Consider the following 15,177-nt stretch of genomic DNA (forward strand, 5'->3'; position numbering starts at 1 on the left):
GCCGAGCATGACCCGTTACGAACCCGCCATCGACCTCGACGCCGTCACCGCGATCGACGTGCACGTGCACGTCGAGACCGACGAGCACGGACACTCGTCCCTGCCCGACGACCTGAACGAGGCCGCGTCGAAGTACTTCAGCACCGACGGCCCCAAGCCCGACGTGGACGGCATCGCCGCCTACTACCGGGAGCGGAGGATGGCGGCCGTGGTCTTCACGGTCGACTCGGAGTCGAACCTCGGCCAGCCGCCGATCTCGTCGGTCGACATCGCCGAGGGCGCGGCCCGCAACAACGACGTGCTCATCCCGTTCGGCTCGGTCGACCCCCGCAAGGGCGACGCCGCGATCGACCAGGCACGCCGGCTCATCGAGGACCACGGCGTGCGCGGGTTCAAGTTCCACCCCACCGTGCAGGGGTTCGATCCGAGCGACCCGGTGCACTTCCCGCTGTACGAGACGCTGCAGGACGCCGGCGTGGTGGCACTCTTCCACACCGGGCAGACCGGCATCGGCGCGGGCATGCCCGGCGGCCGCGGATTCCGGCTCGGACTGTCGAACCCGATCCTGCTCGACGTGGTCGCCGCGGAGCACCCCGAGCTGCAGATCATCATGGCCCACCCCTCCGTGCCGTGGCAGGACGAGGCGCTGTCGGTCGCGACCCACAAGCACAACACGTGGATCGACCTGTCCGGCTGGAGCCCGAAGTACTTCCCGAAAGAGCTCGTGCGCTACGCGAACTCGATGATCAAGGACCGCGTGCTGTTCGGGTCCGACTTCCCCCTCATCACCCCCGACCGGTGGCTGCGCGACGTCGAGCACGCGGCGTTCAAGCCGGAGGTCATGCCGGGGATCATGAAGGAGAACGCCATCCGCCTGCTGCGGCTCAGGGACCGGTCATGAGGATCGAGCCGGGTCCGTTGGGCTACGACCCGTACGGGTACGCCCGGACCCACCTCAGCGAGGCGGCGCGCCGGGTGCTGGCCGGGCTCGCCGGCACGCTCGAGCGCGAGATCGTCCCGCTCATGGCGGACGCGTGGGAGCACGCGACCATGCCGGATGCGGTGCTGGACACCCTCATCCCGCTGCACCTCATGGACCCCGAAGGGGTGGACGCCGCGGAGGCGGCGTCGTCGATGTACGCCGGGTTCCGCACCTACGTGCTGGCCCGCGCCGACGTCTCGGTGGCGACGGTCTACAACGCCCAGTCGGGGCTGTTCCGGGCGCTCGTCGCGCAGGGGGGCTCCCCCGAGCAGGCCGCGCGGCTCGACCCGCGGGTGCGCTCCTTCGACCTGAAGGGCGTGTTCGCCCTCACCGAGCCCGAGCACGGCTCCGACATCGCGGGCGGTCTGTCGACCACGGCACGCCGCGACGGCGAGGGGTGGGTCATCGACGGCGCCAAGCGGTGGATCGGCGGCGCCGCCGCGGCCGACGTGCTGGCGGTCTTCGCCCGTGACGCCGACGACGGCGCGGTGAAGGTGTTCCTCGTCCCCCGCACCGCCCCCGGCGTGCGGATCGAGGTCATCCGGGGGAAGGTCTCGCTGCGACCGATGCAGAACGCCGTCATCCACCTCGACGGGGTGCGGGTGTCCGAGGACTACCGCCTCCACGGGGTGAACGGCTGGCGCGACGTCGCGGCGGTCCTGCGCACCATGCGCTCGGACGTCGCGTGGATCGCGGCGGGCCTGCAGGCGGGCGCGCTTGAGGCCGCCGTGCGGTATGTCACCGCCCGTGAGCAGTTCGGTCGTCCGGTCGGCGGATTCCAGCTCGTGCAGGAGAAGCTCGCCCGGATGCTGGGGAACACGGTGTCCTCGCTCGGCATGGCCGTGCAGTTGTCGGCGCTGCAGGATGCCGGCGGGTACAGCGACGAGAACTCGGCGCTCGCCAAGATGCAGACCGCACGCCTCGCCCGCGAGACCGTCGCGCTCGGCCGGGAGGTCCTCGGCGGCAACGGCATCCTCCTGGAGCACGACGTCGCCCGGTTCTTCACCGACGCCGAGGCCGTCTACTCCTATGAGGGCACCCACGAGATCAACGCACTCATCGTCGGCCGGGGGCTCACCGGGTCCTCGGCGTTCACCTGACCCGGAAGCAAGGAGCACTCATGACCACCACCGTCGCCTACGCCGACGTCCCGTCCCTCGTCGGCACCGAACTCGGATACTCCGACTGGATGGAGATCACGCAGGAGCGGATCGACACGTTCGCCGACGCGACCGACGACCACCAGTGGATCCACACCGACCCGGAGCGCGCGAAGGACGGCCCCTTCGGCGGCCCGATCGCCCACGGCTTCCTCACCCTCTCGCTGCTGATCCCGCTGTGGACGCAGCTGCTCGAGGTCGAGGGCGCCGGCACGAAGGTCAACTACGGCCTCGACAAGGTGCGGTTCGTCTCGCCGGTCCCGGCGGGCGCCCGCATCCGCCTCACCGCCCAGGTCGCCGAGGTGACCGAGGTCGCCGGCGGCTACCAGCTGGTGGTCGACGTGACGATCGAGACCGAGGGCGGCACCAAGCCCGCGGTGGTCGCGCGGAGCCTCCAGCGCATCTACGCCTGACCCGCCGCGGCACCCGCCGCGGCCTGCACCACAACCGAACACCGACGCAGCCGCCCTCGGGCTACTGCACCAGATCAGTCACAAGGGAGTCACTGAAATGCGTACACGACGAATGACGGCCATCGCGGCGATCGCCGCGGGCGGGCTGTTCCTGACCGCCTGCGGCGGCGGCTCGCTCAGCGGCGAGACCACCGCCCCCGAGGGCGAGGCCGGCTCGGGCGAGCTCATCCCGGTCACCGTCGGGCTGCTGCCCATCGCCGCCGCCGCCGCGGTGCAGATGGGCATCGACGAGGGGGTCTTCGAGGAGGAGGGGCTCGACGTCACGGTCCAGATCGGCCAGGGCGGCGCGGCGCTCCTGCCCGCCGTCTCCAGCGGCGACATCGAGTTCGCCGTCGGCAACCCGCTCTCCGTGCTGGTCGCCGCCAGCCAGGGGCTCGAGATGAGCATCATCGCCGGCTACTCCAGCGTGGACGTGCCGGCGGACAAGCTCCCCACCGGCGTGATCGTCAAGGAGGACGCCGGCATCGCCACGTGGAAGGACCTCGAGGGCAAGACGGTCGCGGTCAACGCCTTCAACACCCAGGGCGACCTGAGCATCATGGGGTCGGTCGAGGAGGACGGCGGCGACCCGGAGAAGGTGAACTTCACCGAGATCGCGTTCCCCGACCAGCTCGCCCAGCTCGAGCAGGGCAACATCGACGCCGCGTGGGTGCCGGAGCCGTTCGTCGGCAAGGCGCTCGCCACCGACGGCCTGGTGCTCCTCGGCGAGCCCATGGGCAACGTCATCCCGGGCCTGGCCTCGATGGTGACCTTCACCTCCACGAAGTTCGCGGAGGAGAACCCGGACATCGTCGACAAGTTCCGCGCCGGCATCGAGAAGTCGACGCAGATGGCGATGGACGACACCGACGCCTACCGCGAGGTCATCGTGTCGTACACCGGCATGGACGCGGCGGTCGTCGAGAACATCAACCTCGAGAAGCTGTCGGGCGAGCTCGACCCGGCCATCATCGAGCAGCTCTCGGCCCTCGCGTCGAAGTACGGCTTCCTGGAGCAGGAGCCCGACCTCGACAAGGTGCTGCTGCTCAACTGACCGATCCGCCCGCCGTCGCGCGCGCGGCGGCGGGCGACCCCTCCCCAGCCGGCGAAAGAGACCGTTGTGAACAACGAAGGCATCGGTACCTGGATCAGCCGCCGCACGCGGCGATCCTTCGACGACGTCGCGGTGGTCTACCGCGACCAGACCCTCGGCTACGCCGAACTTGCCGGCCGCATCCGCCGGCTCGCCAACGCCCTGGCCGACCGCGGGGTGCGGGCGGGCGACCGGGTCGCGTACCTCGGCAACAACCACCCCTCCTTCCTCGAGACCCTGTTCGCCACCGCGACCCTCGGCGCGATCTTCGTGCCGTTGAACACCCGGCTCGCCGCCCCCGAGATCGAGTTCGCGCTCGAGGACTCCGGCGCGACCACCCTCGTGCTGCGAGAGGACCTCCGCGACCTCGCCCGGGCCGGCGCCTGGTCGACCGGCGTGACCCGCCGCATCATCGTCGGCGCGGACGCCTACCCCGCGGTGGAGTCGTACGAGGAGGTGCTCGCGTCCGGTGCGGACACCGACGTCGACGTCGCCGTCACACTCGACGACCCGGCGATCATCCTCTACACCTCCGGCACGACCGGACACCCGAAGGGCGCCGTCCTCACCCACGGCAACCTCACCTGGAACTGCTTCAACGCGGTCGTCGACTACGGCGTGACCGCCGCCGACCGCGTGCTCCTCATCTCGCCCATGTTCCACGTCGCCTCGCTCAACATGGGGGCCCTCCCGGTGCTGCTGCAGGGCGGCCAGGTCATCCTGCACGAGCGGTTCGAACCCGGCGAGGTGCTCCGCACGATCGAGTCCGACCGGGTGACGATGCTCTCCGGCGTCCCGACCACGTTCCAGATGCTGCAGGAGCACCCCGACTTCGACACGACCGACATCAGCAGCCTGCAGCACCTCACCTGCGGCGGGTCGACGATGCCCGAGCGGATGCTGAACGCCTACGAGGCACGCGGACTCTCGTTCTCGTGCGGGTACGGCATGACCGAGACCGCCCCCGGCGCGACCGCGATGCCACCGCGCATGTCGAAGGAGAAGATGGGCTCGTCCGGGCTCGCGCACTTCTTCACCGACGTGAAGGTCGTCGACGAGCACGGCGAACAGGTGCCCGCAGGCACCGTCGGCGAGGTGTGGGTCCGCGGTCCCAACGTCATCAAGGAGTACTGGAACCGCCCCGACGCGACCGCATCCGCGTTCGTGGACGGCTGGTTCCGGTCCGGCGACCTCGGCACGATGGACGAGGACGGGTATCTGCGCATCTCCGACCGGCTGAAGGACATGATCATCTCCGGCGGTGAGAACATCTACTCCGCCGAGGTCGAGAGCGTCATCATGGAGATCCCGGCGATCTCGTCCGTGGCCCTCATCGGCGTGCCGGACGAGCGCTGGGGCGAGGTGCCCCTCGCCGTGGTGAGCCTGAAGCCGGGGGCGCAGCTCGACCCCGAGGAGATCCCGCGGCACCTCACCGGCCGCCTCGCGAAGTACAAGATCCCGAAGCGCGTCGTGTTCGAGGACGAACTCCCCCGCACCGCCAGCGGCAAGATCCGGAAGGCCGAGCTGCGCGCGCGCTACGGCTCCGGCGCCGTGCTGCACTGACGACCCGCCACGAGAGGAAGAGGTCGACGATGACCACCGCCCCACCCGGCGACCACACGGTGACCACCACCGTCGCGATCGCACGAGCGCGCGCCCGCCGCCGCTTCCGACCGCGCACGGCCCTCCTCGGCGTCGTCGGCATCCTCCTGTTCCTGGGCGTCTGGGAGATCGCCTCGCGCACCGGGCTCGTGAACGGCACCTATCTGCCGCCGCCCACCGAGGTGATCCCGCAGCTGTTCGTGATCGCCACGTTCCCGGACTTCTGGGCCGCGGTCGGCGACACCGTGCTGGTGTGGGGGCTGGGCCTGATCATCGCCCTCGTCCTGGCGTGCGTGCTCGGCGTGGTCATCGGACTGTCCCCGTTCCTGCGGCGTGCGACGCACTCCACCGTCGAGTTCCTGCGCCCCATCCCGTCGGTGGCGCTCATCCCGCTCGCCGTGCTGCTGTTCGGCACCCGGCTCGAATCCACCCTGCTGCTCGTCGTCTACGCCGCGTTCTGGCAGATCTTCATCCAGGTGCTCTACGGCGTCGCCGACGTCGACCAGGTGGCGATGAGCACGGCGCGGAGCTACGGGTTCTCGAAATGGCAGCGCATCCGCGACGTCGTCTTCCCGACGGCCCTGCCGTACCTCATGACCGGCGTCCGCCTCGCCTCCGCGATCGCGCTCATCCTCGCCGTGACCGGGCAGCTCATCATCGGCACCCCGGGCCTGGGCACCGAGATCGCCTTCGCGCAGAACGCCGGCAACTACGCCATCATGTACGCGCTCACGATCGCCACCGGCCTGCTCGGCGTCCTCATCAACCTCGGTGCACGGGCGCTGGAGCGACGGCTGCTGTCCTGGCACACCTCGGTGCGAGGGGAGGTGCCGGCATGAGGAAGGTGCTCTCGTCGATCGGCTTCACCCTGGGCCTGCCGGTCATCCTGGTCGCCCTCTGGTGGATCAGCACGATCGTGTCGCCGAACTTCTTCGTCCCCGAACCGCCGGAGCTCATCGGCGACTTCTTCCAGCTGTGGTTCGGGCCGCGCCTGTGGACCGACGTGCTCCCGAGCCTCGGCCGGTTCGTCGCCGGGGTCGCGATCGCCATGGTGGTGGGCATCGTCCTCGGCATCGTCATCGGTCTGAACCGGACGCTGCGCGCGCTGACCGAGCCGGTGTTCGAGTTCTTCCGGGCTCTGCCCGCCCCGGTGCTCGTGCCACCCCTCCTGCTCATCCTGGGGCCGAACGACGCCATGCGCATCGCGGTCATCGCGCTGGGCGCGGTGTGGCCGGTGCTGCTGAACACGGTCGAGGGCGTCCGCGCCGCCGACCCGGTGCAGAGCGACACGAGCCGCTCCTACGGGCTCTCCGGCGTCAACCGGGTGCGCTACCAGGTGCTCCCCTCGGCCGCGCCGCAGATCCTGACGGGGGTCCGCCAGGCGCTGCCGATCGGCCTCATCCTCATGGTGATCTCCGAGATGTTCGCCACCACCGGCGGCCTCGGCGCCGCCATCATCCGATTCCAGCGCACCTACGCGATCCCCGAGATGTGGTCGGGCATCCTGCTGCTGGGCATCATCGGCTTCCTCGTCGCGGTCGTCTTCCGCGCGGTGGAACGCCGCATCCTCCGCTGGTACTACGGACTGAAGGATCTCGAGAATGCTGCCTGACGCCACCGCCCCGCTCGACGCCGTCCCCCACGGCCGCACGCTCGCCGCGGCCGACACCCTCCTCTCGGTGCGGAACCTGAAGAAGGTGTACGCCACCGACGGCGGCGACATCGAGGCGGTCCGCGACCTCACCTTCGACCTGGGCAAGAACGAGTTGACCTGCCTGGTCGGCCCGTCCGGCTCCGGCAAGACCACGCTGCTGAAGTGCATCGCGGGCCTGCTCGCCCCCACGAGCGGCGAGGTCGTGCTCGACGGCAGGACCGTGACCGCCCCGCCGAAGAAGATGGCGGTGGTGTTCCAGGAGTACGGCCGGTCGCTGTTCCCCTGGCTGCGCGTCGCGGAGAACGTCGAGCTGCCGCTGAAGAACGCGGGCGTGTCCAAGGCCGACCGCAAGGCGCTCGTCGAGGAGGCGTTGGAGAGCGTCGGCCTCGCACACGTGCCGAAGTCCTACCCGTGGCAGCTGTCCGGCGGCATGCAGCAGCGCGTCGCCATCGCCCGGGCCATCGCGTACCAGCCCGAGGTGCTGCTCATGGACGAGCCGTTCGCGGCCGTCGACGCGCAGACCCGCGCCGACCTGGAGGACCTCGTCCGCCGGGTGCGCCGCACCCTCGGCCTGTCGGTGCTGTTCGTCACGCACGACATCGACGAGTCGGTGTACCTCGGCGAGCGGGTCATCATGCTCTCCAGCTCCCCGACGGTCGTGCAGCAGGACCTGGTGGTCGACCTGCCGGAGGAGCGCGACCAGCTCGAGACGCGCTCGATGCCCCGCTTCACCGAGCTCCGGCACTTCGTGTACGAGCAGATCCAGCTGGCGAAGAAGGGCTTCCGCCCGGACGGGGCACCCGCCGCGTGAGATCCCCCAGCGCGGTCGGCAGGGTCCCGGGTCGCATCGACCCGGGGCTCATGCTCGCGCTCGGCTTCGTCGCGATGGCCGGGTCGCTGTCGACCGACATGTACCTGCCCGCCTTCCCCGACATCGCCGACGCGTTCCGGGTCGAGGCCTCGGCCGTGCAGCTGACCATGACGTCGTTCCTGGTCGGATCCGCCTTCGGCCAGCTGTGCATCGGGGCGTTCTCCGACGCGCTCGGCCGGCGACGGACGCTCCTCATCGCCCTCGCCGTGTTCGCCGCCTGCGCGTTCCTCGCCGCCGCGAGCCCGTCGCTGCCGGTGCTCATCGCGGTGCGTGCGGTGCAGGGCTTCGCCGGCTCGGCGGGGGCGGTGCTCGCCCGGGCGATCGTGACCGACCTCGCCGACCGCGAACAGGCGGTCCGCGCGTTCAGTCTGCTGTGGGCGATGATCGCCCTCGGTCCCGCCGTCGCGGCGCCGCTCGGCGGCATCCTGACCCAGCTCGGCGGCTGGCGGCTCACGCTCCTCGGGGTCGCCCTCATCGCCACGGCGATGCTCGTCGCGGCCTCCCTGGTCATCCCGGAGAGCCTGCCGGCCGACCGACGCCACCCGTTCACGGTGCGCTCGATCGCCGGCAACATCGGACGCCTCCTGCGCGACGGGGCGTTCGTGGCGTACGCGATCGCCTTCGGGCTCGGCTACGGCGGGATCATCGTCTACATCAGCTCGTCGTCGTTCATCGTGCAGCGCATCTTCGGCGCCTCCCCGCTGGAGTACTCGCTCACCTTCTCGTTCACGGGGCTGTGCATCATGAGCGGCGCCTGGCTGAGCGGTCGGGTCGCGACGCGCATCGGCCCGTTCCGGACGCTGCGCATCGCGCAGTGCCTGCAGCTCGTCCCCGCCGCCGTCTCCGTCGCGCTCGTCCTGGCCGGCGGCTACACGATCTGGACGTACCTGCCGCTCATGGCCGTCTTCGCCCTCGGCTGCGGCGCGGTGATGTCCACCGCGTCCGCCATCGCCGTCGGTCGCGCCGCCCGCACCGCCGGCGCCGGCTCCGCGCTCGTCGGGTTCAGCCAGTTCACGTTCGGGGCGCTCGCCTCCCCGCTGGGCGGCCTGTTCGGCACCGGGACGGCGCTGCCCGCCATGACGTTCATGGCGGTGCTGCCGGTGCTCGCCCTCACCGCGGCGGCCCTGGGCCGCGCCCGGGAGCGGCGCATCCCCACGGTCCACCCCGACGACCGGCATCCGGACCATCCGGATGCGGTCGCGGATCCGAAGACACAGTCGCACGGCGGCCACGGCCGGCGCGACTGACCACCATCCCGTGGCACGAGACTCGACGAGGAGTTCGCATGACCATCACCGAAGGCACCACGACCACCCGGTCCGCCGGGTTCGCACCCGGACGGCTGTTCATCGGCGGCAGCTGGCGCGACGCATCCGACGGCGGGCGCACCGACGTGGTCACCCCCGCGACGGGTCGGAAGATCACCGACGTCGCCAAGGGGACCATCGCCGACATCGACGCCGCCGTGGCGGCGGCGCGCGAGGCGTTCGACTCCGGCGTCTGGTCGGGTCTCTCCAGCCGTGAGCGCGCCCGCATCCTGCACCGCGTGTACGAGCTCATGCGGGAGCGGACCGAGGAGCTGGCGCAGGCCGAGAGCGCCGACGTCGGCAAGCCGATCATGCTGGCGCGGTTCGTCGACGTGAACAACGCGGCCGAGCTGTTCGAGTACTACGCCGGGCTCGGCCACAGCAACGACGGGTCGGTGCGGGAGACGACCGGCAACCTGCACGCGTACGTGAAGAAGGAGCCGATGGGGGTCGTGGCCGCCATCACCCCGTTCAACTTCCCGCTGATCCTGTCGGCGTCGAAGCTCGCCCCCGCCCTCATGGCGGGGAACACGATCGTGCACAAGCCGGCCAGCGACACCCCGCTCTCGGCGCTCATCATGGCCGACATCCTGCAGCAGGCCGGCGTGCCGGACGGCGTCTACAACGTCGTCACGGGGCCGGGCTCGGTGCTCGGCGACCACCTCATCAGCCACCCCGACGTCGACAAGATCGCCTTCACCGGCTCCACCGAGGTCGGCGCGCACGCGGCGTCGCTCGCGGCCGAGCACCTGAAGCCGTTCACCGCCGAACTCGGGGGCAATGCGGCCAACATCCTGTTCGCCGACGCCGATCTGGAGACCGCGATCCACACGGTGGTCTCGGCGTTCGTGTTCAACAGCGGGCAGTTCTGCATGGCCGGTCCGCGCCTGCTCGTCGAGCGCCCCGTGTACGACACCGTGCTCGGCATCCTCGAGCAGGCGGTGCCCCAGGTGCCGTTCGGCGACATCACCGCCCCGGACACCGTGATCGGCCCGCTCGCCAGCGCCGCGCAGCTGGAGAAGGTGTCGTCGATGGTCGAGCGGGCGGTCGCCGCGGGCGCACGTGTGGTCACCGGCGGCGAGAAGGCCGACATCGACGGCGGCTTCTACTACCGGCCCACGGTGCTCGCCGACCTCGCCCCCGACGCGGAGATCGTGCTCGAGGAGGTGTTCGGCCCCGTGCTCACCGTGCAGCCGTTCGACACCGAGGAGGAGGCGATCGCGATGGCCAACGGCACCCGCTACGGGCTCGCCAGCGGCATCCAGACCCGCGACCTCGCCCGCGCGCACCGGGTCGCGGCGCGCCTCGAGGCCGGGATCACCTGGATCAACGGCTGGTCGCTCATGGACGCGTCCGTGCCGTTCGGCGGCGTGAAGGCGTCCGGCTGGGGCCGCGAGGGCGGGCCCGAGGCGCTGGAGTCGTACCAGCGCGCGCACTCGATCGTGTTCAACCTCGACTGAACGCCCGCGGCGACGGCCCCGGGGTGCGGATGCCACGGCATCCGGCTCCGGGGCCGTCCGGCGTCAGTCCAGCGTGTGGAGCACCTCGATGATGCCCTCCAGGTGCGTGCGGGTCGCGACCTCGGCCGCATCCGGGTCCTTCGCGATGACGGCGTCGATGATCGCGATGTGCTCGGGCGCCGACCGGGTGACCCGGCCGGGATGGAACGCGAGGCGGAACTGGTGCCGGGCCGACTGGGCGCGCAGGCGCTCGAGCAGGCGCACCGCGGTCTCGTGCCCGCTGAGCTCCTGCACCTGCCGGTCGAGCTCCTGGTTCAGCCGCGAATAGGCCAGCAGGTCGCCGCCGGCCACCGCCGCCTCGATGCCGTCCCGCAGCTCGCGCAGCCGCGCGATCGCCGCGTCGTCGGCATGCTCGGCGGCCTTCCGCGCGCACAGCGACTCGAGCCCGATCCGCACCTCGACGATCTCCACCGCCTCGGCGACCGAGATCGCCCGCACCCGGGCGCCGCGGTTGGGCAGCCGCTCCACGACGCCCTCGTTCGCCAGGTTCAGCAGCGCGGTCCGCACCGCCGCCCGCGAGGCGGTGAACCGTTCGCACAGATCCGCCTCGATGAGTCGCTGGTGCGGCACGAAATCGCCGCGCAGGATCGCCTCGCGGATCCGGACGGTCAGCTCCTCGGCGGCGGACTCGCCGGACGTGATCACGCTCATGGGGACATCCTCTCGCGTCGTCCGGGTTCGCGTACAGATTGTCGCCGATCCGGGCGCCGATCCGGGGTAGCATCGGCGGCACAGGGCATGCCGCGGCCATCCGCCGTCGGCGCGAGGGTGCGGCATCCTGCGGGACCGCGCCGGCCGGCGCGGGGCAGGTGACGCACGAAGGAGTGCAGGACATGACGATCACGGACACGTCCGCCGCGGTGCGGACAGGGTTGTTCATCGGTGGGCAGGAGCGGTTCACCGACGACGTGCTGGCGGTCGCGGACCCCGCGAAGCCGGGAGCGGTCGTCGGCGAGGCCGCCGCGGCGTCGCCGGCCGACGTCGCGGATGCGGTGGCCGCAGCGAAGGAGGCGTTCCCCGCGTGGGCGGCCCTCGGCGCCGCGGAGCGGGCACGCCTCATGGCCGAGGCGATCAAGGGCGTCGCGGACGAGCGCGACGAGGACGCCGCGATCCTGTCGCAGGAGAACGGCAAGGTCCGGATGGAGGCGTGGGTGGACGCGCTCGTGTTCGAGCTGCGCTGGAACCTCGCGCTCATGCTCGCGGACGAGGTCGAGAAGGGGCACACCCTCCCCGTCGTACCCGGCGCGATCCCGGTCACCACCGAGGTCGCCTACCAGCCGCTCGGCGTGGTCACCGTCATCGTGCCGTTCAACTGGCCCATCGCGATCCTGGGCGCCGCCCTCCCCCACGCGCTGCTGGCCGGGAACACCGCGATCGTGAAGCCGCCGCCCTCCGCGCCGCTCGCCACCGCCCGCGTCGTCCAGCGCGTCGCGGAGAAGCTCCCGCCCGGGGTGCTCAACGTCGTCACCGGCCGCGACCAGGACATGGCGGGCCTCATCTCCGACACCGACGTCGCGAAGGTCTGCTTCACCGGCAGCGTCAACGGCGGCAAGCGGATCATGGAGATGGCCTCGAAGAGCCTCACCCGCGTCACCCTCGAGCTGGGCGGCAACGACGCGGCGGTGTTCCTCGAGGACGCGATCCTCGACGACACCCACCTGGACCGGCTCTTCGCCGCGATCTACGACACCACCGGCCAGATCTGCATGAACGCCAAGCGCGTCTTCGTGCACCGCTCCCGCCGCGACGAACTCGTCGCCGGGCTCGAGGCGCGGCTGCAGAAGACGGTGCTCGGCTACGGCCTCGACGAGGGCACCACGATGGGGCCGTTGCACCAGCGCGCGCAGAAGGCGTTCGTGGAGGAGCTCATCCAGGAGGCCAAGGACGCCGGCGCCGACGTGCGCGAGTTCGGCGAGCTCCCCGGCGGCGACCTGGAGGGCGGCAACTTCGTCCGCCCCGCGATCGTCGTCGACCCCGACCCGACGCTGCGCGTGGTCACCCAGGAGCAGTTCGGACCCGTCATCCCGATCATCTCCTTCGACACCGAGGAGGAGGCGATCCGGCTCGCCAACGACACCTGGGGCGGCCTCTGCGGCTCGGTCTGGACCGCATCCCCCGAGTCCGCGCAGCGCGTCGGCTCGCAGCTCGTCTGCGGCTACGTGTGGGTCAACGACCACGGCGCCACCCGCCTCGACCTGCGCGCCCCCTTCGGCGGCATGAAGCAGTCCGGCATGGGCCGCGAGCAGGGCATCGAGGGCGTGCGCGCCTTCCAGGACACCCGGTCGATCGCGACGATCGACCCCGAGGCCCTGGCCGCCATGGCCCACTGACCCGTTCGGACGCCGAGACTGCATCTGGGCGCCGAGACTGCGGGGTTACCCCGCTGTTTCGGCGCCCAGTTGCAGTTTCGCGGCCCTGAGCGCGCGCGGGCGGGAGGGGCGGATGCGGTCAGCCGAGGGCGTCGACGAGGGCGAGGCCGCGGCGGGCCCAGGCGATCTCCGCGCGCGCCCGCTCGACGAGCCCCTCGTAGGTGAAGCGCTTGTAGGCGACCGTGCGCTCGTGCTCCTCGTCGGGGGTGACCTCGAGTCGGCGGTTCAGCATGGGGCTCGTGCCCTGCGCGATGTCGTCGAGCTGCCCCTGGAACTGGGCGAGTTCGCCCTGCCAGTGCACCATGTGCGCGCGGAGGAAGGCGCGGGCGGCATCCGGTTCGGCGGATTCGAGGTACGCGGCGCGCAGATGCGCGGGGTCGCGGAACCGCTGGTAGTCGAGCGGGCCGTTCATCCAGTCGACGAACGCCTGCTCGCCGGCGGGGGTGACGTGGTAGAGCCGCCGCAGGCCCCGTTCGCCGCGCGCCTGCTCCTCGGCCTCGACGAGGCCCTCGGACGCCATCTTGCGCAGCTCCGGGTAGATCTGGGAGTCGGGGGCGTGCCAGACGTGCCCGACCGACAGTGAGAACTGCTTCTGCAGTTCGTACCCCGATTGGGGACCGACGCGGAGGATCGCCAGCAGCGCGTATCGCAGGCTCACGGTACCCCTCTCGGTCCAATCTGTGACGAGGTTATCGGGTCGAAGACGGATGCGGCGGCCACCGGTCGTGGTGGCCGCCGCATCCGGGCGTTCAGCTCTGGTAGTTGGTGCGCCAGCCGCCCTGGTAGGTCTGCCGGGCGACCGTGGAGTACGGCACCGGGCTGACCACGACGCGGACCTCGGTCTGCTCGTGCGGCTCGACCGACGCCTTCGCGGTGCCGCCGTTCGGCTCGCCCCAGACGACCTTGAGCTCGGTGCCCTCGGGGACGTTCGGGTCGACGGTGGCCAGCGACAGACCGCGGCGCTCGTTGGCGCTGTAGCCGGTGAACATCGAGAAGCCGACGACGGTGCCGTCCGCGTCCACGACCGAGTCGTAGTTCGCGGAGCCGTAGTTGGCCAGCGGCAGGTCGAAGAACTTGTAGTTCGGCCCGTCGACGTTCAGCAGCGAGGTCCAGACCTTGCCCAGGTCCTCCTCGTTCCAGGCCAGCGTGACCTTCTTGCGCTGGGTGGCCGGGTCGATCTGCTCGAGCGCGTCGCGGCCGATGAAGTCGTGGTCGAACTTCACGAACGAGCCGTAGCCGAGCTCCCACGGGGTGAGGTAGTAGTCCTCGATGTTCTCCGACACGAACGAGCCGGCGAGCGTGCCGGTGGCCTCGTAGCTGTCGATCCCGAGCCACTCGCGGTAGCCGCGCTCGGCCTCGCCGGTGTAGATCGCGGGCAGGGGCGAGGGGATCCAGCCGGACTCCAGGGTGTTCGACGGGTACGCCCGCGAACCCACCGGGACGAGACCGAACTCGGCGCCCGCCTCGACGATCGTGTCGCGGATGACGTCGTGGTCCTCGTAGGGGCCCCAGATCTCCAGGCCCGGCGCACCGGCCATGCCGTGACGGAGGGTGCGGACCTGCTTGCCGGCGATGGTCATCGTCGCCATGCGGAAGAAGCCGATCTTCTCCAGCGGGCCGCCGTTGAGCTTCTCGATGACGTCCCAGGCACGCGGACCCTGGATCTGGAAGCGGTAGTACTTGCGGGTGACGGCGTGGCCGTAGGGGCGGGACGGCGAACGGCGGTCGACGGTGATGTCGAGGTTCGCGTAGCCACCGGTCTCACCGTGGTACATCAGCCAGTTCGAGGCCGGCGCGCGGCCGACGTACACGTACTCGTCCTCGGCCTCGCGGAAGAGGATGCCGTCGCCGATCACGTAGCCCTGCGACGTGGTGGGCACGTACTGCTTGGCGCGGTTCACCTCGAAGTTGGCCACCGAGTTGATCGCGGTGTCGCTGATGAGCCGGATGGCGTCCGAGCCCTTCAGGAACACGTTGTCCATGTGGTGGGACTGGTCGTACAGCACGGCCGTGTCGCGCCAGGCCTTCTGCTCCTTGATCCAGTTCTGGAAGTCGGCCGGGACGACCGGGTAGATGTACGAGCCGATCTGGGAGTTGCGGAGCAGCTCGACCGGGTTCGTCTGGTCGAGCAGCTGTTGCAGGTTGCTGGCCACGGATGGAACCTCTC

At 70.8% G+C, this 15,177-nt stretch carries 14 protein-coding genes; 11 read left to right on the forward strand and 3 right to left on the reverse strand.

Annotated elements, in window-relative coordinates; translation table 11 throughout:
• Positions 1-7: 7 nt before the first annotated feature.
• The 10 genes from ACWAUO_RS03515 (at position 8) to ACWAUO_RS03560 (ending at position 10,581) form a co-directional block, all read left to right on the forward strand.
• Positions 8-901, forward strand: coding sequence for an amidohydrolase family protein (locus ACWAUO_RS03515; RefSeq protein WP_460773092.1), 894 nt, complete (start codon positions 8-10; stop codon positions 899-901).
• Positions 898-2,082 carry an acyl-CoA dehydrogenase family protein gene (locus ACWAUO_RS03520; RefSeq protein WP_460773094.1) on the forward strand — a complete coding sequence of 395 codons (1,185 nt, stop codon included), beginning with the start codon at positions 898-900 and terminating at the stop codon, positions 2,080-2,082. The genes ACWAUO_RS03515 and ACWAUO_RS03520 overlap by 4 nt, the downstream gene beginning before the upstream one ends.
• Positions 2,083-2,102: 20 nt before the next feature.
• Entirely contained in the window at positions 2,103-2,555 is a 453-nt protein-coding gene (locus ACWAUO_RS03525) for a MaoC family dehydratase (RefSeq protein WP_460773095.1), read from the forward strand.
• A 97-nt stretch (positions 2,556-2,652) separates the two neighbouring features.
• Entirely contained in the window at positions 2,653-3,648 is a 996-nt protein-coding gene (locus ACWAUO_RS03530; RefSeq protein WP_460773097.1) for an ABC transporter substrate-binding protein, read from the forward strand.
• A gap of 66 nt (positions 3,649-3,714) precedes the next feature.
• The gene (menE, locus tag ACWAUO_RS03535; protein WP_460773099.1) at positions 3,715-5,250 is read left to right on the forward strand and encodes an o-succinylbenzoate--CoA ligase; all 1,536 of its coding nucleotides are present in this window, start codon (positions 3,715-3,717) and stop codon (positions 5,248-5,250) included.
• Between the two features lie 29 nt (positions 5,251-5,279).
• Positions 5,280-6,128: an ABC transporter permease gene (locus ACWAUO_RS03540; RefSeq protein WP_460773101.1), complete on the forward strand. Its 849-nt coding sequence runs from the start codon at positions 5,280-5,282 to the stop codon at positions 6,126-6,128.
• Positions 6,125-6,901, forward strand: a complete 777-nt coding sequence (locus ACWAUO_RS03545; RefSeq protein ID WP_460773102.1) for an ABC transporter permease — start codon at positions 6,125-6,127, stop codon at positions 6,899-6,901. Before ACWAUO_RS03540 ends, ACWAUO_RS03545 begins: the two co-directional genes overlap by 4 nt.
• Positions 6,891-7,754 carry an ABC transporter ATP-binding protein gene (locus ACWAUO_RS03550; protein ID WP_460773104.1) on the forward strand — a complete coding sequence of 288 codons (864 nt, stop codon included), beginning with the start codon at positions 6,891-6,893 and terminating at the stop codon, positions 7,752-7,754. Before ACWAUO_RS03545 ends, ACWAUO_RS03550 begins: the two co-directional genes overlap by 11 nt.
• Positions 7,751-9,061, forward strand: a complete 1,311-nt coding sequence (locus ACWAUO_RS03555; RefSeq protein ID WP_460773105.1) for a multidrug effflux MFS transporter — start codon at positions 7,751-7,753, stop codon at positions 9,059-9,061. The genes ACWAUO_RS03550 and ACWAUO_RS03555 overlap by 4 nt, the downstream gene beginning before the upstream one ends.
• Before the next feature lie 38 nt (positions 9,062-9,099).
• Positions 9,100-10,581, forward strand: coding sequence for an aldehyde dehydrogenase family protein (locus ACWAUO_RS03560; RefSeq protein ID WP_460773107.1), 1,482 nt, complete (start codon positions 9,100-9,102; stop codon positions 10,579-10,581).
• A 63-nt stretch (positions 10,582-10,644) separates the two neighbouring features.
• On the opposite strand, the gene ACWAUO_RS03565 is transcribed toward ACWAUO_RS03560, so the two are convergent.
• Positions 10,645-11,292 (reverse strand): GntR family transcriptional regulator, encoded by a 648-nt coding sequence (locus ACWAUO_RS03565; protein WP_460773109.1) that lies wholly within the window; start codon positions 11,290-11,292, stop codon positions 10,645-10,647.
• A gap of 182 nt (positions 11,293-11,474) precedes the next feature.
• Here ACWAUO_RS03565 and ACWAUO_RS03570 point away from each other — a divergent pair, with 182 nt between their 5' ends.
• Positions 11,475-12,971 (forward strand): aldehyde dehydrogenase family protein, encoded by a 1,497-nt coding sequence (locus ACWAUO_RS03570; protein ID WP_460773111.1) that lies wholly within the window; start codon positions 11,475-11,477, stop codon positions 12,969-12,971.
• Positions 12,972-13,089: 118 nt separating this feature from the next.
• Here the strand turns inward: ACWAUO_RS03570 and ACWAUO_RS03575 are convergent, their stop codons facing one another.
• Both ACWAUO_RS03575 and ligM read right to left on the reverse strand, forming a co-directional pair.
• Positions 13,090-13,668: a PadR family transcriptional regulator gene (locus tag ACWAUO_RS03575; RefSeq protein ID WP_460773113.1), complete on the reverse strand. Its 579-nt coding sequence runs from the start codon at positions 13,666-13,668 to the stop codon at positions 13,090-13,092.
• 91 nt (positions 13,669-13,759) lie between these two features.
• Entirely contained in the window at positions 13,760-15,163 is a 1,404-nt protein-coding gene (ligM, locus tag ACWAUO_RS03580) for a vanillate/3-O-methylgallate O-demethylase (RefSeq protein ID WP_460773114.1), read from the reverse strand.
• Positions 15,164-15,177 lie beyond the last annotated feature (14 nt).

The sequence above is a fragment of the Microbacterium sp. GXF7504 genome (assembly GCF_054798235.1).

Coding starts and splice junctions, on each gene's coding strand:
- ACWAUO_RS03515 (WP_460773092.1), top strand. CDS start 8: ATGACCCGTTACGAACCCGCCATCGACCTCGACGCCGTCACCGCGATC.
- ACWAUO_RS03520 (WP_460773094.1), top strand. CDS start 898: ATGAGGATCGAGCCGGGTCCGTTGGGCTACGACCCGTACGGGTACGCC.
- ACWAUO_RS03525 (WP_460773095.1), top strand. CDS start 2,103: ATGACCACCACCGTCGCCTACGCCGACGTCCCGTCCCTCGTCGGCACC.
- ACWAUO_RS03530 (WP_460773097.1), top strand. CDS start 2,653: ATGCGTACACGACGAATGACGGCCATCGCGGCGATCGCCGCGGGCGGG.
- ACWAUO_RS03540 (WP_460773101.1), top strand. CDS start 5,280: ATGACCACCGCCCCACCCGGCGACCACACGGTGACCACCACCGTCGCG.
- ACWAUO_RS03545 (WP_460773102.1), top strand. CDS start 6,125: ATGAGGAAGGTGCTCTCGTCGATCGGCTTCACCCTGGGCCTGCCGGTC.
- ACWAUO_RS03550 (WP_460773104.1), top strand. CDS start 6,891: ATGCTGCCTGACGCCACCGCCCCGCTCGACGCCGTCCCCCACGGCCGC.
- ACWAUO_RS03560 (WP_460773107.1), top strand. CDS start 9,100: ATGACCATCACCGAAGGCACCACGACCACCCGGTCCGCCGGGTTCGCA.
- ACWAUO_RS03565 (WP_460773109.1), bottom strand. CDS start 11,292: ATGAGCGTGATCACGTCCGGCGAGTCCGCCGCCGAGGAGCTGACCGTC.
- ACWAUO_RS03570 (WP_460773111.1), top strand. CDS start 11,475: ATGACGATCACGGACACGTCCGCCGCGGTGCGGACAGGGTTGTTCATC.